We start from the raw sequence: 16,899 nt of genomic DNA, 5'->3' as shown, positions 1-16,899 counted from the left end.
TCAAGAGCACAGGAGGGTCGACCGTGATACCCGACGAACTGCTGCATCTGCTTGGCGCTGCCGCGCTGGCGTTCTCGATCCTCACCTACGTCATCCTCGACGGTACGGATCTGGGTGTCGGCATCCTGTTCGCCGCGAATCACAGGGATGGAGATCGCCACATCATGGGCATGTCCATCTTGCCGATCTGGGATGGCAACGAGACCTGGCTGGTGCTGGGGGGTGGCGGGCTGATCGCGCTCTTTCCAGCGGCCTACAGCATTTTCCTGACGGCGACCTACGTGCCGATCTTTCTCATGCTGTTCGGGCTGATCTTTCGTGCCGTCGCCCTGGAATATCGCGACGGTGCCGCTACGCGTGAGCACCGGCGGCTGTTCGATCTCGTTTTACTGGGCGGCTCGGTCCTCGCCGCGTTTTGCCAGGGCGTCGTGCTGGGCGCGCTCCTTCAAGGCATTTCGCACGACGGGCAGCAGTACAGCGGCAACGGTTGGGGCTGGTTGAGTGGTTTTTCACTGTTCTGTGGCGCCAGTCTGGTGGTCGGCTATGCGCTGATGGGGGCGTGTTGGCTGATCTGGCGGACTCAGGGCGATATACAGCGAACCGCTCGCCGGCAGGCCCGCGGATTGGCAGCGCTGACATTGGTCTTGCTCGCCGTAGCGGTGCTCTGGACCGTCCAGCTGAACGCCAGCTATGGCGAGCGTCTGTTTCATCTTCCGGTTGGCGGTTCGCTGCTGGTTCTGCTTGCGCTGCTTGTGGTGGGGTTTCACAAGGCGCTGACCGCGCGGCATGACTTTCTTCCGCTGTTTGCCGTGCTCGGATGGTTCATCGTCGCCTTTGCAGGGATTCTGGTGGCGGTCTATCCCATGGTTATCCCACCGTCGTTGACCTTCGCCCAGGCTTCTTCTTCGCCCTCGAGCCAATCGTTCATCCTGCTTGGTTTCGCGGTACTGATTCCCTTCACGCTTGCCTACAGCACCTATGGGTATTGGGTTTTTCGAGGAAAAGTAACGCCCCGCGGGCAGGACCGCTGAACAAGCGTTTCGTCCCATAACCCGTCTCAATCCGAGCGATAGGCAAAAGTTATATGACGATCACGCAGATTTGTACTCAACCCTTAAGGCCGCGCATTTCGTCTGTCACCGAGCGGCTCGTTTTTCTAGGAAGGCAACTAATAGGGAACCCCACTATTACGAGGTAAACCTATGTTCGTTCATAACAAGCGACTGCAATATACCGTGCGTGTAGCAGCCCCGAATCCCGGTCTGGCTAACCTGATGCTTGAACAGTTTGGCGGGCCGCAGGGTGAACTCGCAGCAGCCATGCGCTATTTCGTTCAGGGCTTGGCGGAAGATGACCCAGGTCGTAAAGACATGCTCATGGATATCTCCACTGAAGAGCTGAGCCACCTTGAAATCATTGGCTCCATCATCGGCATGCTCAACAAAGGTGCCAAAGGCGAATTAGCCGAAGGGGTGGAAAAGGAAGCGGATCTGTATCGCTCCTTGACTGGCGGCGGCAACGATTCGCACACCACTTCGCTGTTGTACGGCGGCGGTCCGGCCTTGATCAACTCCGCTGGCGTTCCATGGACAGCGGCATACGTTGACTCGATCGGCGAACCGACTGCCGATCTGCGCTCCAATATCGCGGCAGAGGCTCGGGCCAAGATCGTGTACGAGCGCTTGATCAACGTGACCGATGACCCCGGCATCAAGGACGCGCTCAAATTCCTCATGACGCGTGAAATCGCCCACCAGAAGTCGTTCGAAAAAGCGCTGCACGCGATGCAACCCAACTTTCCACAGGGCAAACTGCCGGGCGTTCCGGAGTTCACCAACGTCTACTACAACCTGTCGCAGGGCGACGGCGATCTGCGCGGCCCGTGGAACCAGGGGCCGGAGTGGGAGTTTGTCGAAACGCCTCAGCCGGCAGTAGACGGCGGGGATGGCAAGGCATCCGTTGACCTGAGCAAAGCTCAGCAGAAAGTGGTGCAGCAAATGGCGGTTCGGACCCAGTCCGACGTCTCGGTCGACCCGCTGACCGGGGCCGATCTCGGCTCGGGTGCGGCCGTCAAGAAAGGTAAAGCCTGACCAACTGGCGCCGCGCCTGGTGATCCCGGTTCGGATCGGCGCGGCGCCAGTTGCGTCTTCGGAAGGCATAAAAAAGCCGGCTTGTGGCCGGCTTTCCTTTAGCGGTATTGGCTTATTTTTGATAAGCCGCCACAGCCTTGGTGATCTCTGCGCGGGCGGCTTCGGCGTCGCCCCAGCCTTCAACCTTGACCCACTTGCCTTTCTCCAGATCCTTGTAGTTCTCGAAGAAGTGCTTGATCTGCTCTAGCAGCAGCGGGGGCAGGTCGGTGTATTCCTTGATGTCGACGTACAGCTGGCTCAGCTTGTCGTGCGGAACGGCGATCAGCTTGGCGTCGCCGCCGGCTTCGTCGGTCATGTGCAGCACACCAACCGGACGGGCGCGGATGACGGAGCCCGGGGCTACCGGATAAGGGGTGACAACCAGCACGTCGAGCGGGTCGCCATCATCGGCCAGAGTGTGCGGGATGAAGCCGTAGTTCGCCGGGTAGAACATTGGCGTGGCCATGAAGCGGTCGACGAACAGGCAATCGGTGTCGTGATCGATTTCGTATTTGATCGGCGCGTGATTGGCCGGGATTTCGATGGCGACGTAGATGTCGTTTGGCAGGTCTTTGCCGGCCGGGACTTTGCTGTAGCTCATGAACATTGCTCCGTGGTCGGCCGAGGTGGCCTGGGGCGAAAAAAGTGGGCGCGATTATAGGCGCAGTGTCGGGCGTTTTGCCATGCCAGCCGAGGCGAACATGATTAGGCTGGCAATGCGCGCATTCGACGACCCGAAATCAGTGAGGTTCCGCGTAGTCGGGATGGCTTTTTTGCAAGCCTTGGAGGCGTGTGAACGGGTCCTGGCGGTAGAACGCCTGGAGCTGCTTGTAAACCTTTGGGTAGCTCCGATGCAGAAGATCGGGCGCGCTGAAAAAGTATTCACTGGTGACGGCGAAGAATTCGGCCGGGTTTTCCGCGGCGTAGGGATCGATCTCGGTGTGGGCTTCGGGGTCCGCGTCCAGCGTGGCGTTGAGCGCGTCATAGGCGCTCTGCATCGCCGTCGCCCAGTCTTCGAGGCGCATGCTCGAATGCAGCGGTGGTAACCCATTGGCATCGCCGTTGAGCATGTCCAGCTTGTGCGCGAGTTCGTGGATCACCAGGTTGTAGCCTTCCCAGCTGCCGCTTTCCCGTACGCCCGGCCAGGCCAGGATCACCGGTCCCTGCAGCCAGGCTTCGCCGCTGTGCTCGCCGTCCCATTCGTGCACCACGCCAGCCGAGTCGCGGTGCTTCTGCGGGCTGTGAAAATCGTCGGGGTAGATCACGATCTCATGGAAGCCCTGATACCAGTCCAGATCGGCCAGATGCAGCAACGGCAGCTGCGCCTGTGCAGCCAGACGTAGACGATCCGTCAGTTGCAGCTCGACGCCGGGCAGGGCGGTAAGTCGCTTGGCATGCAGAAATAAAAGGCTGCGCTCACGAAGCCGCTCGGTTTCCGCTTGGGTCAAACCGCCGAGGATCGGCAGGCTGTCCAGAACGCGTTGCCAGAGGGCGGGTCCGATGGCGAGACGGGCGAGGATGCGCTTGCGGCGCCAGTCGCGAAAAGACCACATGGGATAACTTCCAGCTGGAGGCGACCACCTTAAGCGGGGCGCGGATCGTCGGCAAGCTACGGAGTCGTAACCTGCTTTGCGCTCCGCTATGGTGAGTCGAGCGGGCGGTGCTCGCGTCTGAACCTGACCTTGGAGGCATCATGAACGACCCGAAGACCTCGCCCAGACCAACGCTGATCAACCCGCCGGGTCTGTACGATCCAGCGCCGAATGGTTACTCCCATATCGCAGTCGTGCCAGCTGGCACGCGGTTGGCGTTCATTGCCGGGCAGGGCGGGGAGACGGAGGACGGCCGGCTATCGGATGACTTCCGTGACCAGGTTCGTCAGGCCATGGCCAACCTACTGATCGCCATCGAAGCGGCCGGTGGTGAGCCATCGCAGATCGCCAAGCTGACGGTGTTGATCGTCGATCACAGCGAGCAGCGGCTAGGCGTGCTCGGAGAGGAATTGGAGCGGGCGTTCGGCGCGCAGATGAAGCCAGCCTGCACCTTGATTCCAGTGCCACGGCTGGCACTGGATGGCATGCTCTTCGAAATCGACGCGGTGCTGGTGTTGCCGGAAGCCTGAGCAGTCGCGCGGCGTGCAGCGCCTCGAATGTGCTGTGGCTCAACCCAGCAGGAAATTGCCGGTCTTCGGCTTGTCGTCGTCGAGGCTGAGCATTTCTGCCTCGTCCTTGAGCTTGACCCCCGAAAGCTGGCGACGGCAGGCCTCGCGCATCAGGTGAATCAGGCGGTGGGCGGCGAGGTTGTAGCTCAGGCCTTCCAGGCGGATGTTGGAGATGCAGTTGCGGTCGGCATCGGTGCGGCCGACTTTCGGGGCGTAGGTGAAGTACAGGCCCAGGCTGTCCGGCGAGCTCAAACCCGGGCGTTCGCCAACGAGCATCACCACCATCTTTGCCTTGAGCCTTTCGCCCACCTCGTCGCCCAGCGCGACGCGGCCCTGCTGCACCAGACAAATCGGCGCGAGGCTCCAGCCATCCTTCTCGATCTGTTCCTCGATGCGCTGGAGCAAGGGCAGGGCGTGACGTTGCACCGCCAGCGCGGAAAGCCCATCGGCAATCACGATCGCCAAGTCGTAGCCTTCGATTTGTTCGGTAGCGTGTTCAATGAGCTGCTCGGCAGAGGCCTCGTCCAGCCGTCGCCCCAGATCAGGGCGTTGGAGGTAAATGTAGCGGTCGGCTGCTGCGGAGCGCAGCTGCAGGGTGCTGAATCCCTTTTCCTGAAGCTGATGGGCCAGCTCGTCGGTGTCGAGTGACAAGTGCACGGCGTCCCGTGCCTGCGCATGGGCGAACTGGAAATCGAGCTGGGCGTCGGTCGGCAGGCTGGTGCCCGCGCGGCCTAGGGCGATGCGCGCCGGTGTGAGCTGGCGTAGATGGGCCCAGGGGTTTGGGATGATGGGGGTTGGAGGATGTCTGGTCATTCATTTGCTCCGGTGATGTATCTGCCGTACTGCGCAGGCACTGGCTCGAGCTCAGGAGCCTCTGTGCGGTTCTGATTCGCCAGCAAGCTGGCTCCTACAGGGCGTAACTTTCCGCACGGCCTGCATATCGTAGGAGCCAGCTTGCTGGCGAAGCGGGTCAGAACGGCCATGCGATTCGCGATCGAAAACCGGGCGTCGCTCTCGCTCCTGCAGGGCAGGTGATGTCAGTGCAGCTCATGCCATCCGCTCCAGCGCCTGGCGGAAAGCCGGTGGAAGCTCGCGTCCCATCTGCAGCCGTCCGCCGTCCTGGCGCAGGATGTCCATTTTGGCTAGCCACTCCTCGAACTCCGGTGCCGGCCGGAGCCCCAGGCTCTGACGCAGATAAAGGGCGTCGTGGAAGGAGGTGGTCTGGTAGTTGAGCATCACGTCGTCCGAGCCCGGAATGCCCATGATGAAGTTGATGCCGGCGGTGCCAAGCAGGGTCAGCAGTACATCCATGTCGTCCTGATCGGCTTCGGCATGGTTGGTGTAGCAGATATCGCAGCCCATGGGCACGCCGAGCAGCTTGGCGCAGAAGTGATCTTCCAGACCGGCGCGGATGATCTGTTTGCCGTTGTAGAGGTATTCGGGGCCGATGAAACCGACCACGGTGTTCACCAGCAACGGTTTGAATTTGCGTGCAACGGCGTAGGCGCGGGCCTCGCAGGTCTGCTGGTCGACGCCATGGTGCGCATTGGCCGACAAGGCTGAGCCCTGGCCGGTTTCGAAGTACATCAGATTGTCCCCGACCGTGCCGCGCTTCTGTGACAGACCGGCCTCGTAGCCTTCCTGCAGCACGGCGAGGTTGATGCCGAAACTGCTATTGGCCGCCTCGCTCCCGGCGATGGACTGAAACACCAGGTCCAGCGGTGCGCCGCGATTGATCGCCTCGATGGAGGTGGTTACGTGGGTGAGGATGCAGCCCTGGGTCGGTATGTCGTAACGCTGGATGATGGCGTCGAGCATCTTCAGCAGCTCGCAGATGCCGCTGGTGCTGTCGGTGGCCGGGTTGATGCCGATCACCGCGTCGCCGTTACCGTAGAGCAGGCCGTCGACGATGCTCGCGGCGATGCCGGCGGCCTCGTCGGTCGGGTGGTTGGGTTGCAAGCGGGTGGACATGCGCCCGCGCAGGCCGATGGTGTTGCGGAATCGGCTGACCACGCGGACTTTCTGCGCCACCAGAATCAGGTCCTGCACGCGCATGATCTTCGACACCGCGGCGACCATTTCAGGGGTCAGGCCCGGTGCCAATGCTTTGAGCGCAGCTTCGTCTGCGGCATCGCCGAGCAGCCAATTGCGAAAATCGCCGACGGTCAGATGGCTGACCGGGGCGAAGGCTTCGGCGTCGTGGCTGTCGATGATCAGCCGTGTGACTTCATCGGTTTCGTACGGGATCAATACGTCTTCGAGAAAGCGCTTGAGCGGAATCTGCGCCAGGCACATCTGCGCGGCGACCCGCTCGGCATCGCTGCCCGCCGCAACCTCGGCAAGAAAGTCGCCGGAGCGTGCCGGACTGGCCTTGGCCATCACCTCGCGCAGGCTATCGAAGCGCCAATTGGTGCCGCCTACGCTGTGCGAGTATCCCGTCATGCTCGTCTCCCATTGGCAGGTGAACATCACCTGCGTTGGCGTTGCTGCGTCGAAAGCAGCCTCATTTGCGAGCCCAGTCGACATGCTCATTTCCAACATAAGCTCATACGCGAACCCGGTCCGCTTCAGTTCGCCCATGATGTGCACGGTTCGGTGGGCTAAAGCCCACCCTACTAAACTACTTCAACGTCGCCTCGGCATTCTCGATTGCGGCGAATTCCTCTTCCGGCGTGCCGGCCACCAGGTGGTGCCGGCTGTAGATCGCGAAGTAGGCAATGAAGACGCCGTAGATCACGGCTGCAGCGATCACCACGCGCGGGTCGACGAGGAAGCCCGCGACCACTGCGATGCACGCCAGAACCAGCGCAACGCCGGAGGTCAGCACGCCGCCGGGTGTCTTGTATGGGCGATGCAGGTCGGGACGGCGCACGCGCAGCACGATGTGCGAGGCCATCATCAGCACGTAGGAGATGGTTGCGCCGAACACCGCCACGAGGATCAGCAAATCGCCCTGGCCGGTCAGCGAGAGCAGGAAGCCGATGATGCCCGGAATAACCAGCGCCATGACCGGCGCCTTGTTTTTGTTGGTCAGCGACAGTTTGCGCGGCAGGTAGCCGGCCCGCGACAGCGCGAAAATCTGCCGCGAGTAGGCGTAGATGATCGAGAAGAAGCTGGCGATCAGCCCGGCCAACCCGACCAGATTGACGAAGCCGCTCATCCAGGTGGACGAGCCATAGGCGGTGGTAAGCGCTTCGACCAGCGGGTTGCCGGACTCGACCAGTGTGCTGGAACCCGCACCACCGGGGCCGACCAGCAGGATCAGCCCGGCGAAGGCCAGCAGGACCAACATGGCGCCGATCAGCCCGCGTGGCATGTCGCGCTGTGGGTTCTTGGTTTCCTCGGCGGCCAGCGGTACGCCTTCGACCGCAAGGAAGAACCAGATCGCATAGGGGATCGCCGCCCAGATGCCTACGTATCCGTAAGGCAGGAAGTTGCTGGCGCCAGCGGCAGTGGTCGGCGCGATATCCAGCAGCTTGTCCACCGAGAAGTGCGGCACCATCGCGACGATGAAGACACCCAAGGCCAGCGCGGCAATCGCGGTGATGATGAACATCAGCTTCAACGCCTCGCCGACTCCAAATATGTGGATACCGATAAAGATGATGTAGAAGGCCAGGTAGATGGCCCAGCCGCCGATGCCGAACAGCGATTCGCAGTAAGCGCCGATAAACACGGCGATGGCCGCCGGCGCAATGGCATATTCGATGAGGATCGCCGTGCCGGTGAGAAAACCACCCAATGGGCCGAAGGCGCTGCGGGCGAAGCCATAACCGCCGCCTGCTGTGGGAATCATCGAAGAGAGTTCGGCGAGTGAAAAGCACATGCACAGGTACATGGTCGCCATCAGCAGGGTGGCAATGAACAGCCCGCCCCAACCACCCTGTGCCAAGCCGAAGTTCCAGCCGGCGTAGTCGCCGGAAATGACATAAGCCACGCCGAGGCCCACCAGCAGCACCCAACCGGCGGCGCCTTTCTTCAGTTCGCGTTCCTGGAAATAGGTACTGCCAACTGCCTCGAAATCGATGGCGTGGGTGGAGGGTGTCGCACTGCTGTGTTCGAGAGCCATGGGAATCATCCTTTGATGGGTTCGGGTACGGCAGGATCGTTAAAGCAAGCGCTGTGCCTTTGCGGTTTCTACGGCATTTGGGGACCTCTTGAGTGAAAAAAGCAGCCACGCGTGCACCAACCCGACGCCTTGCGGCGCGGGCGGGCACTCTTTATGGGCCAGAAGTTATGGGCCAGAAAATTATGGGCTAGAAGAACCCCAGTGGATTGATGTCGTAGCTGATCAACAGGTTCTTGGTCTGCTGATAGCTGTCGAGGATCATTTTGTGGGTTTCGCGACCGACACCGGACTTCTTGTAGCCACCAAAGGCCGCATGGGCGGGGTAGAGGTGGTAGCAGTTGGTCCAGACGCGTCCGGCCTTGATCGCCCGGCCCATGCGATAAGCGCGGTTGATGTCGCGGGTCCAGACGCCGGCACCCAGTCCGTACTCGGTGTCGTTGGCGATGGCCAGTGCTTCGGCTTCATCCTTGAAGGTGGTTACGCCGATCACCGGGCCAAAGATTTCCTCCTGGAATACGCGCATCTTGTTCGTGCCCCTGAGCAGCGTCGGCTGGATGTAATAGCCGGTGGCGAGCGAGCCTTCCAGCTTCTCCGCCGCGCCGCCGGTGAGAACCTCGGCACCTTCCTGCTTGGCGATTTCCAGGTAGGACATGATCTTGTCGAACTGCTGCTGGCTGGCCTGGGCGCCGACCATGGTGTCGGTGTCCAGCGGGTCGCCGCGCTTGATCTGCGAGACCTTCTTCATCACCGCTTCCATAAACGGCCCGTAGATCGACTCCTGCACCAGCGCCCGCGACGGACAGGTGCACACCTCACCCTGGTTGAAGAAGCCCAGCACCAGCCCTTCGGCGGCTTTCTCGATGAAGGTCGGCTCGGCCTGCATGATGTCTTCGAAGTAAATATTCGGGCTCTTGCCGCCCAGCTCGACGGTGCTCGGGATGATGCTCTCGGCGGCGCGCTTCATGATGTGCGAGCCCACCGGGGTGGAACCGGTGAAGGCGATCTTGGCGATGCGCTTGCTGCTGGCCAGGGCCTCGCCGGCTTCCCGGCCATAACCCTGCACGATATTGAGCACGCCCGGGGGCAGCAGGTCGCCGATCACCTCCATCAGCACGGCGATGCCCAACGGGGTTTGCTCGGCGGGCTTGAGCACGACGCAGTTGCCCGCGGCCAGCGCAGGGGCGAGCTTCCAGGCGGCCATGAGAATGGGGAAGTTCCAGGGAATGATCTGCCCGACCACGCCCAGCGGTTCGTGGAAATGGTAAGCGGCGGTGTGCTCGTCGATCTCGGCGGCGGTGCCTTCCTGGGCGCGAATGCAGCCGGCGAAGTAGCGGAAGTGATCGGCGGCCAGCGGGATGTCGGCGTTCAGGGTTTCGCGCACCGCCTTGCCGTTGTCCCAGGTTTCGGTGATGGCGAGCATTTCTAGGTTCTGCTCGATACGATCGGCAATCTGCAGCAGGACCAGCGAACGCGCTTGCACGCTAGTCTTGCCCCAGGCGTCGGCTGCGGCGTGGGCGGCGTCCAGCGCCTTGTCGATGTCGGCGGCGTCTGAGCGGGGAAACTCGGCGATGGGCTGGCCGTTTACCGGGGACAGGTTGGTGAAGTACTGGCCGTTGACCGGCTCGACGAACTCGCCGTTGATGAAGTTGCCGTAACGGGACTTGAAGGAAACGACAGCGCCTTCGCTGCCGGGATGGGCGTAACGCATGATGAGTCTCCGGGACTTGTAATTGTGTGGGACTGCTGAGTTCAGCGTAGAACAAAGCCCGTTCGTCGGCAGGGCAGGCGACGTGCGGTGTCGGGGGCTCGCGGACGGGTGCTGTGCTAATCTGCGCCGCAGTTTTCGGCGCCGACACGCGCGGCTGTGCCGCCTGATCCCATTGCCCGACGCGGCGCTTTTCAGAGGTCATTCATGCATATCCATATTCTCGGCATCTGCGGCACCTTCATGGGTTCGCTGGCGGTGCTGGCCAAGGAACTTGGCCATCGCGTCACCGGCTCTGACGCTAACGTCTACCCGCCGATGAGCACCCAGCTCGAAGCCCAGGGCATCGAACTGACCCAAGGCTATGAGCCAAGCCAGCTGGAGCCCGCGCCTGATCTGGTGGTGGTCGGCAACGCGCTAGCCCGCGGCAATCCGGCCGTCGAGTACGTGCTGAACAAGGGGCTGCCCTATGTGTCCGGCCCGCAGTGGCTAGCCGATCACGTGCTGCAGGGCCGCTGGGTGCTGGCCGCTGCTGGCACTCATGGCAAGACCACCACCAGCAGCATGCTGGCCTGGGTGCTCGAACATGCAGGGATGAGCCCGGGCTTTCTTATCGGTGGCGTGCCGCAGAACTTCGGCATTTCGGCGCGCTTGGGCGGCACGCCGTTCTTCGTGGTTGAGGCCGACGAATACGACAGCGCCTTCTTCGACAAGCGCAGCAAGTTCGTCCATTACCGCCCGCGCACGGCGATCCTCAACAACCTGGAATTCGACCACGCGGACATCTTCCCGGATCTCGCGGCGATCGAGCGGCAGTTCCATCATCTGGTGCGTACCGTGCCCAGCGAAGGGCTGGTGATCCATCCCGAGTCTGAAACGGCGCTCAAACGCGTGATCGGCATGGGCTGCTGGACGCCCGTGCAGACCACCGGCGACGGCGGGCAATGGCAAGCCAACCTACTCAGCGCCGACGGCTCGCGTTTCGAGGTGATCTTCGAGGGCGCCGTTCAGGGCGTGGTGGATTGGGAGCTGACCGGCCTGCACAACGTCAACAATGCCCTGGCCACGCTTGCCGCCGCGCGTCATGTCGGCGTGCTGCCGAAGCAGGGCGCCGAGGCGCTGAGCGAATTCCTGAGCGTCAAGCGGCGCATGGAAAAGGTCGCCGAGGTCAACGGCCTAACTATCTACGACGACTTCGCTCATCACCCAACGGCCATCGCCACCACCCTTGACGGCTTGCGCAAGCGCGTTGGTGACACACCGATCATTGCGGTTGTCGAACCGCGCTCCAACTCCATGAAGCTCGGTGCCCATCGTGAAGGACTGGCCGAGTCGGTGGCGCTGGCTGATCAGGCGATCTGGTACGCACCGGCCAACCTCGGCTGGGACCTGGCCGCGACAGTCGCCGGCTCGCCGGTAGAGACGACTGTCTGTGATTCGCTGGACGCGATCATCGCCAAGGTGAAAGCCGACGCCAAACCGGGTACGCAGGTGGTGGTGATGAGCAATGGCGGTTTTGGTGGGCTGCACGTCAAGCTGGCTGAAGCGCTTGCGTAAAGCCGCTTGGTGGGCTGAAGCCCACCCTACGGTGCTGATGCGATAGGTTCGATTGAAGTTGCGGCTCCATGCGGGCGGCGATTTTGTAGGGTGGGCTTCAGCCCGCAAAAGGAAGCACGACGCAATTGCGCGGAGAGAACTACGAATGAGCGGCCCCGAACGCATCACCCTGGCCATGACTGGCGCGTCCGGCGCGCAGTACGGCCTGCGCCTGCTCGACTGCCTGATCCAGGAAGACCGCGAGGTGCACTTCCTGATTTCCAAGGCGGCGCAACTGGTGATGGCCACCGAGACCGACGTGGTGCTGCCGGCCAAACCACAGGCCATGCAGGCATTTCTCTCCGAATACACCGGCGCCGCGGTCGGGCAGATCCGCGTGTTCGGCAAGGAAGACTGGATGGCGCCGCCGGCATCCGGCTCTGGCGCGCCAACGGCGATGGTGGTGGTGCCCTGTTCGACCGGCACCTTGTCGGCGATCGCCACCGGCGCCTGCAACAACCTGATCGAGCGCGCCGCCGACGTTGCCCTCAAAGAGCGCCGCCAGCTGATCCTGGTGCCGCGTGAAGCGCCGTACTCCAGTATCCATCTGGAGAACATGCTCAAGCTGTCCAACCTCGGCGCCACCATCCTGCCGGCCTCGCCGGGTTTCTATCACCAACCGCAGACCATCGACGATCTGGTCGATTTCGTCGTGGCGCGGATTCTCAACCTGCTCAACATCCCGCAGGACATGCTGCCGCGCTGGGGCGAGCACCACATCGTCAGTGACGACTGAGCCCAGGCGAGCGCACCTGATCCTGCCTGCGTTCTACGAGACCAAAGGAGGCCCTGATGAAGCGACCCGCTATGCGATTCGGCTCGACGCTGGGCCTTCTCCTGCTGCTCTCCGGTTGTGCCACCGTGCGCACCCTTGACGCTGCCAAGCCCGGCGCGCCGATCGTTTATTCAGGTACCCGGCTGGACTGGTACAGCCTCAACGGCGGTTGCTGCCCGCGTGATCGATTTGGTGCCGAGGCACCGAAGCATGCGGCGCTCGACCTTCCGGCCAGTGTTCTGCTCGACACGCTCCTGCTGCCGCTCTCACTCGCAACCGCACTCGGGCTGAGGTTGAACGTGCAGGGTGGCCTTTAACGGTTTAACCCGCTCCAGCCTTTATGCCGTCCTGGTTCAGCCGCTTTCGTCTCTCCGATAAGAAACGGTTATCGCCAGATCAGATGCTGTCATTAGGCAAGACCCGTAGCGGTTCTTAAAGTGGCGCCACGCAGGGCCGCCTTGGCCCATCACAAAAAAATAAGAAATGTGAGGGCAGACGATGGCGCCGGGCCTGATTGCGAGCCGTCCGCGGAGACTGTGCTCGTCCGCTTGTCATCATTCATATGATCTGAATCGCATTAGCTCGGCTGCATGCCTCGCGCCAGATCGCCGTCATGTGCGCCTGGCGTGCCACCTCGACGAGCCGGTAAGTAGCTGCGAAATCCATTCTGGGCGGTTCCTGTCGAAGCACGCCTCACGCGGGTTCATGTGCCTTGCACGACCGGTCGGCGGAGTCCGAATGGAAAGTTGCCGGGCAAATTTGACAGTCAATCATATGATGATAGGGTTCAGTAGACCCAAAGGCAGCCGTAAAGAGGCGCGCATGTCGAACAACTATCACAGCGCAACGGTCGATTGGCTCGGTTCCTGGATCGCGTCGGGCAAGGTGCAGCCCGGTGAGGCGTTAAAGGTCGAAGCCGGTCTTTGCGAAGAGCTGGGTGTGAGCCGCACCGTGATTCGCGAGGCGATCAAGACGCTGGTGGCCAAGGGCATGCTTGATGTCGGGCCGAAGGTCGGCACGCGCGTCACCCCGGTGCGCGCCTGGAACCTGTTCGATGTCCAGGTCGTAGGCTGGCTCGCCAAGAACGGCCTGCCGGAAAGCTTCGTGATGGATCTGCTCGATCTGCGCCGGACCATCGAACCGACCGCCGTACGCTGGGCGTGCGAGCGCGCCACACCGAAGCAGATCGCCGAAATCCAGGCGGCCTACCAGATGCTGGCCGCCTCCCTCGGCGACAAGGACGAATACAACCGCGCCGACAAGCTGTTTCACGAGGCGGTGCTTGCCGCCAGCCATAACCAATTCATCGAGCGCATGGTGCCCGCGCTTGGCGCGTTGCTGGCGGTGTCGTTTGAGGTGTCGTCGACCGTCCCGGATGAGCTCGGTCTGACGCTGCCGTTGCACAAGGACATCGCCGACGCGATCGCCAGCCGCGATGTCGCGCGCGGCGTATGGGCCTGCATGACGCTGATCGAGCGGGCGGCCCTGACGATTTCACGAAACTACCCGGAGCTGGTCGTGTTACGCGGCGAGCAGACTGCGCCATAAAAATAATGAAAGCGGAGTGCGACCATGCAATGGCTGCCCATCTCGCAACAACGTTACACGCTGGCCGAGGGGCCTTTCTGGGATGCCCAGGATCAGACGCTCTATTGGGCCGACATCGTCGGTCGACTGGCCTGCCGGCTGGGTCCGGCTGGTTACCGGCAATGGCAGCTGGCCGAGCCGGTCTCGGCATTCATTCCCACGCAACGCGGCGACGCGCTGGTGACGCAGGCCAGTGGCATTTACCGCCTCGATTGCAACTCGGCTGAAGCCGAGCCTGCGCTTGAGCGTTTCTGCGTCGCGGACGCTACGCCCGGCAACCGCGCCAACGAAGCGCGTTGCGACGCACAGGGGCGGCTCTGGCTGGGCACCATGCAGAACAACATCGCCGAAGACGGCAGCGATCTGCCGGTCACCCGGCGCTCCGGCGGGCTGTTCAGGGTCGATCCGGACGGCTCGGTGACGCAGCTGCTCAGCGATCAGGGCATCGTCAACACGCTGCTGTGGAGCGAGGCGGGCGACCGCGTCATCTGCGGCGATACGCTCGATGAATCTTTGTACATCCATGACCTCGCGGACGATGGTCGTCTCGTCGAGCGTCGCACCTGGGCGGGACCGCACCCGCGCGGCGTACCGGACGGGTCCGCCATGGATGTCGAAGGTTATGTCTGGAATGCGCGTTGGGGCGGGCATTGCCTGCTGCGTTTTGAGCCCGACGGCTGCCTTGATCGCATTATCGAATTGCCCGTCAGCCACCCCACCAGCTGCGTATTCGGCGGGCCGGACCTGACCCGTTTGTATGTGACCTCGGCCAGGCCGGGCAAGTCCGCGGCCGAGCTGGACGGCGCCGTGTTGATGGCCGATGTCGGGATCGCCGGAATGCCCTGCACCCGTTTCGCAGGTTGACCGATTAACCGGCCGCCTGGCGGCCACCCTTTGATCAGGAGTTGTTCACATGGCTTCACCGCTTTCACTGCCACCGACACCCGAACCCCAACGCGGCGAACGCCTGAAAGGCAAGGTCGTGGTCGTCACCGGCGGGGCTCAGGGCATCGGCGAGGCCATCGTTGCCTGCTTCCAGGCGCAGCAAGCCAAGGTCGTCATCGGGGACATCCAGGGCGAGAAGGCCGAGCGAGTGGCTGCTGGCTGGCGCGAGCGGGGCGGTGAAGTGCGTGCACAGAAAACCGACGTCACCCGACCCGCCGAGCTCGAGGCTCTGATTGCCCTGGCGATGGAGCACTACGGCCAGGTCGATGTGCTGGTTAACTGCGCCGGGGTCAACGTGTTCCGCGACCCGCTGGAAATGACCGAAGAGGACTGGCGGCGCTGCTTCGCCATTGATCTGGACGGCGTCTGGTTCGGCTGCAAGGCAGTGCTGCCGCATATGGTGCAACGCGGCGTCGGCAACATCATCAACATCGCCTCGGTGCACTCGACCAACATCATTCCCGGCTGCTTTCCCTATCCGGTCGCCAAGCACGGGCTGCTCGGCCTGACCCGCGCGCTGGGGATCGAATATGCGCCCAAGGGGATTCGCGTCAATGCCATCGCACCGGGCTACATCGAGACACAGCTCAACGTCGATTATTGGAACGACTTTTCCGATCCGCATGCCGAGCGCCAACGTGCTTTCGACATGCACCCGCCGCGGCGCATCGGGCAGCCGATCGAGGTGGCGATGACCGCATTGTTTCTGGCGACCGACGAGGCGCCGTTCATTAACGCGTCCTGCATCACCATCGATGGCGGGCGTTCGGTGCTTTACCACGATTGACGGCTACAGGGATTCGCTTCAAAGGGGCTGCGGCCTCGCGGCAAACCGCCAGAAAGCATTCGGTGGTGCTGGATCAGGTGATAGCAGCCTGGCCAGTCAACAAAGGGCTATTAAATAAAAACAATGGAGGTAGCTATGTTCCGTTCTATCGGAATCCGTTCGCTGTGCTGTGCCGCGTTAACCGTCGGTGCGATGAGTTTCGCCGCCGCAACGATGGCCAAGGAAGAGGTCAAGATCGGTTTTCTGGTCAAGCAACCCGAGGAGCCCTGGTTCCAGACCGAGTGGGCGTTCGCCGAGAAGGCGGCCAAAGAGCACGGTTTCACCCTCCTCAAGATCGCCGTGCCGGACGGTGAAAAAACCCTCGCCGCCATCGACAGCCTCGCGGCCAATGGCGCCAAAGGCTTCGTCATCTGCCCGCCGGATGTCGCGCTCGGCCCGGCCATCGTTGCCAAGTCCAAATTCAACGACCTCAAGGTCATGGCCGTCGATGACCGTTTCGTCGATGCCAAAGGCGAGTTCATGGAGGACGTGCCGTACCTCGGCATGGCGGCCTTCGAGGTGGGTCAGAAACAAGGCGCAGCCATGGCTGAAGAAGCCAAGAAGCGTGGCTGGGACTGGAACGACACCTATGCGGTCATCAATACCTACAACGAACTCGACACCGGCAAGAAGCGCACCGATGGCTCGGTGGATGCGCTGAAGAAGGCTGGCTTTCCGGAAGACCACATCCTCTACACCCCGCAGAAGACCCTCGATGTGCCCGGCAGCATGAACGCCACCACCTCGGCATTGGTCAAGCTGCCGCGTGGCGCGAAGAACCTGATCATTGGCGGCATGAACGACAACACCGTGCTGGGCGGCGTGCGCGCCACGGAAAGTGCCGGCTTCAGCGCCGAGAACGTGATCGGTATCGGCATCAACGGCACCGACGCCATCGGCGAACTGAAGAAGGACAACAGTGGTTTCTTCGGCTCGATGCTGCCCAGCCCGCATATCGAGGGCTACGAAACGGCGCGGATGATGTACGAGTGGGTCACCGAGGGCAAAGAGCCGCCGAAGTACACCGCGATGGACGAAGTCACCCTGATCACCCGCGAGAACTTCCAGGAGGAACTGGAAAAGATCGGCCTCTGGAAGTAGCAGCG

16 protein-coding genes are annotated in these 16,899 nt (G+C 62.2%); 10 read left to right on the top strand and 6 right to left on the bottom strand.

Annotation, left to right across the window (positions count from 1 at the left end):
- Nucleotides 1–23: 23 nt before the first annotated feature.
- The gene (gene cydB, locus K4O48_RS16705) at nucleotides 24–1,031 is read left to right on the top strand and encodes a cytochrome d ubiquinol oxidase subunit II (RefSeq protein WP_260523647.1); all 1,008 of its coding nucleotides are present in this window, start codon (nucleotides 24–26) and stop codon (nucleotides 1,029–1,031) included.
- A gap of 171 nt (nucleotides 1,032–1,202) precedes the next feature.
- Entirely contained in the window at nucleotides 1,203–2,090 is an 888-nt protein-coding gene (locus K4O48_RS16700) for a manganese catalase family protein (RefSeq protein ID WP_222909491.1), read from the top strand.
- A 112-nt stretch (nucleotides 2,091–2,202) separates the two neighbouring features.
- Here K4O48_RS16700 and ppa read toward each other — a convergent pair whose 3' ends face one another.
- On the bottom strand, nucleotides 2,203–2,730 hold the full coding sequence (gene ppa / locus K4O48_RS16695; protein ID WP_222909490.1) for an inorganic diphosphatase: 528 nt from the start codon (nucleotides 2,728–2,730) through the stop codon (nucleotides 2,203–2,205).
- Nucleotides 2,731–2,869: 139 nt separating this feature from the next.
- A complete protein-coding gene (locus tag K4O48_RS16690; RefSeq protein ID WP_222909489.1) occupies nucleotides 2,870–3,682 on the bottom strand; it encodes a zinc-dependent peptidase in 813 nt (270 codons plus the stop codon).
- A gap of 140 nt (nucleotides 3,683–3,822) precedes the next feature.
- Between K4O48_RS16690 and K4O48_RS16685 the strand changes: the two genes are divergently transcribed.
- Nucleotides 3,823–4,251, top strand: coding sequence for a RidA family protein (locus K4O48_RS16685; protein ID WP_222909488.1), 429 nt, complete (start codon nucleotides 3,823–3,825; stop codon nucleotides 4,249–4,251).
- Nucleotides 4,252–4,290: 39 nt separating this feature from the next.
- Here K4O48_RS16685 and eutC read toward each other — a convergent pair whose 3' ends face one another.
- The 4 genes from eutC to K4O48_RS16665 form a co-directional block, all read right to left on the bottom strand.
- Nucleotides 4,291–5,103 (bottom strand): ethanolamine ammonia-lyase subunit EutC, encoded by an 813-nt coding sequence (gene eutC, locus K4O48_RS16680; RefSeq protein ID WP_222909487.1) that lies wholly within the window; start codon nucleotides 5,101–5,103, stop codon nucleotides 4,291–4,293.
- A 234-nt stretch (nucleotides 5,104–5,337) separates the two neighbouring features.
- A complete protein-coding gene (locus tag K4O48_RS16675) occupies nucleotides 5,338–6,732 on the bottom strand; it encodes an ethanolamine ammonia-lyase subunit EutB (RefSeq protein ID WP_222912128.1) in 1,395 nt (464 codons plus the stop codon).
- A 178-nt stretch (nucleotides 6,733–6,910) separates the two neighbouring features.
- A complete protein-coding gene (gene eat, locus K4O48_RS16670) occupies nucleotides 6,911–8,359 on the bottom strand; it encodes an ethanolamine permease (protein WP_222909486.1) in 1,449 nt (482 codons plus the stop codon).
- A gap of 187 nt (nucleotides 8,360–8,546) precedes the next feature.
- Nucleotides 8,547–10,067 (bottom strand): aldehyde dehydrogenase family protein, encoded by a 1,521-nt coding sequence (locus K4O48_RS16665; protein ID WP_222909485.1) that lies wholly within the window; start codon nucleotides 10,065–10,067, stop codon nucleotides 8,547–8,549.
- 204 nt (nucleotides 10,068–10,271) lie between these two features.
- Here K4O48_RS16665 and mpl point away from each other — a divergent pair, with 204 nt between their 5' ends.
- The 7 genes from mpl to K4O48_RS16630 all read left to right on the top strand — a co-directional run bounded on the left by mpl (nucleotide 10,272) and on the right by K4O48_RS16630 (nucleotide 16,894).
- Complete coding sequence (gene mpl / locus K4O48_RS16660; RefSeq protein ID WP_222909484.1) at nucleotides 10,272–11,621, top strand: UDP-N-acetylmuramate:L-alanyl-gamma-D-glutamyl-meso-diaminopimelate ligase; 1,350 nt, start codon at nucleotides 10,272–10,274, stop codon at nucleotides 11,619–11,621.
- Nucleotides 11,622–11,766: 145 nt separating this feature from the next.
- The gene (gene ubiX, locus K4O48_RS16655; RefSeq protein ID WP_222909483.1) at nucleotides 11,767–12,396 is read left to right on the top strand and encodes a flavin prenyltransferase UbiX; all 630 of its coding nucleotides are present in this window, start codon (nucleotides 11,767–11,769) and stop codon (nucleotides 12,394–12,396) included.
- Between the two features lie 71 nt (nucleotides 12,397–12,467).
- Entirely contained in the window at nucleotides 12,468–12,752 is a 285-nt protein-coding gene (locus K4O48_RS16650; protein WP_222912127.1) for a YceK/YidQ family lipoprotein, read from the top strand.
- Between the two features lie 505 nt (nucleotides 12,753–13,257).
- Nucleotides 13,258–13,983 carry a FadR/GntR family transcriptional regulator gene (locus K4O48_RS16645; protein ID WP_222909482.1) on the top strand — a complete coding sequence of 242 codons (726 nt, stop codon included), beginning with the start codon at nucleotides 13,258–13,260 and terminating at the stop codon, nucleotides 13,981–13,983.
- Nucleotides 13,984–14,007: 24 nt separating this feature from the next.
- Nucleotides 14,008–14,886: an SMP-30/gluconolactonase/LRE family protein gene (locus K4O48_RS16640; RefSeq protein WP_222909481.1), complete on the top strand. Its 879-nt coding sequence runs from the start codon at nucleotides 14,008–14,010 to the stop codon at nucleotides 14,884–14,886.
- Between the two features lie 49 nt (nucleotides 14,887–14,935).
- Nucleotides 14,936–15,754 (top strand): SDR family oxidoreductase, encoded by an 819-nt coding sequence (locus tag K4O48_RS16635; protein ID WP_222909480.1) that lies wholly within the window; start codon nucleotides 14,936–14,938, stop codon nucleotides 15,752–15,754.
- A 135-nt stretch (nucleotides 15,755–15,889) separates the two neighbouring features.
- Nucleotides 15,890–16,894 (top strand): substrate-binding domain-containing protein, encoded by a 1,005-nt coding sequence (locus K4O48_RS16630; protein ID WP_222909479.1) that lies wholly within the window; start codon nucleotides 15,890–15,892, stop codon nucleotides 16,892–16,894.
- The last annotated feature ends 5 nt before the right edge of the window (nucleotides 16,895–16,899 follow it).

It is taken from the genome of Pseudomonas sp. DNDY-54 (genome assembly GCF_019880365.1).
GTDB lineage: Bacteria > Pseudomonadota > Gammaproteobacteria > Pseudomonadales > Pseudomonadaceae > Stutzerimonas > Stutzerimonas stutzeri_P.
The sequence above is the reverse complement of the archived record's forward strand: the minus strand, read 5'-3'. Positions and strand labels throughout refer to the sequence as shown.

Excerpts from the sequence above, each read along its gene's own strand:
- K4O48_RS16700 (WP_222909491.1), top strand. The coding sequence starts at position 1,203 with ATGTTCGTTCATAACAAGCGACTGCAATATACCGTGCGTGTAGCAGCC.
- ppa (WP_222909490.1), bottom strand. The coding sequence starts at position 2,730 with ATGAGCTACAGCAAAGTCCCGGCCGGCAAAGACCTGCCAAACGACATC.
- K4O48_RS16690 (WP_222909489.1), bottom strand. The coding sequence starts at position 3,682 with ATGTGGTCTTTTCGCGACTGGCGCCGCAAGCGCATCCTCGCCCGTCTC.
- K4O48_RS16685 (WP_222909488.1), top strand. The coding sequence starts at position 3,823 with ATGAACGACCCGAAGACCTCGCCCAGACCAACGCTGATCAACCCGCCG.
- eutC (WP_222909487.1), bottom strand. The coding sequence starts at position 5,103 with ATGACCAGACATCCTCCAACCCCCATCATCCCAAACCCCTGGGCCCAT.
- K4O48_RS16675 (WP_222912128.1), bottom strand. The coding sequence starts at position 6,732 with ATGACGGGATACTCGCACAGCGTAGGCGGCACCAATTGGCGCTTCGAT.
- eat (WP_222909486.1), bottom strand. The coding sequence starts at position 8,359 with ATGGCTCTCGAACACAGCAGTGCGACACCCTCCACCCACGCCATCGAT.
- K4O48_RS16665 (WP_222909485.1), bottom strand. The coding sequence starts at position 10,067 with ATGCGTTACGCCCATCCCGGCAGCGAAGGCGCTGTCGTTTCCTTCAAG.
- mpl (WP_222909484.1), top strand. The coding sequence starts at position 10,272 with ATGCATATCCATATTCTCGGCATCTGCGGCACCTTCATGGGTTCGCTG.
- ubiX (WP_222909483.1), top strand. The coding sequence starts at position 11,767 with ATGAGCGGCCCCGAACGCATCACCCTGGCCATGACTGGCGCGTCCGGC.
- K4O48_RS16650 (WP_222912127.1), top strand. The coding sequence starts at position 12,468 with ATGCGATTCGGCTCGACGCTGGGCCTTCTCCTGCTGCTCTCCGGTTGT.
- K4O48_RS16645 (WP_222909482.1), top strand. The coding sequence starts at position 13,258 with ATGTCGAACAACTATCACAGCGCAACGGTCGATTGGCTCGGTTCCTGG.
- K4O48_RS16640 (WP_222909481.1), top strand. The coding sequence starts at position 14,008 with ATGCAATGGCTGCCCATCTCGCAACAACGTTACACGCTGGCCGAGGGG.
- K4O48_RS16635 (WP_222909480.1), top strand. The coding sequence starts at position 14,936 with ATGGCTTCACCGCTTTCACTGCCACCGACACCCGAACCCCAACGCGGC.
- K4O48_RS16630 (WP_222909479.1), top strand. The coding sequence starts at position 15,890 with ATGTTCCGTTCTATCGGAATCCGTTCGCTGTGCTGTGCCGCGTTAACC.